Here is a 237-nt window from a genome sequence, read left to right on the forward strand (position 1 = left end):
ATCGAGATGGAGTACAACAGCGACCGGCTCCACTCGTCCCTGGGGTACATCACCCCTCAGCAACATTTTTTAGCGGTTGCTGCTTAATCCGTGTCCGCTGCGACTTGACCAGAACACCAGGGGTATGGGGTGGCCGAAGCTGCCCGGTCTCTGGGAATCAATCGCAGCCTGTTGGATCGGTGGTTGCGCAAGGAACGTGAGCGGCAATCTCCCCAGCATGACCAACAGGAGGACCAG

Annotated in this window: 1 pseudogene; it reads left to right on the plus strand. The window is 58.2% G+C overall.

From position 1 onward, the window contains the following. Positions 1 to 126: 126 nt before the first annotated feature. Positions 127 to 237, plus strand: a pseudogene (locus CKO35_RS18660) (hypothetical protein); the annotation flags it as partial.

It is taken from the genome of Ectothiorhodospira shaposhnikovii (assembly GCF_016584105.1).
Classification (GTDB): domain Bacteria; phylum Pseudomonadota; class Gammaproteobacteria; order Ectothiorhodospirales; family Ectothiorhodospiraceae; genus Ectothiorhodospira; species Ectothiorhodospira shaposhnikovii.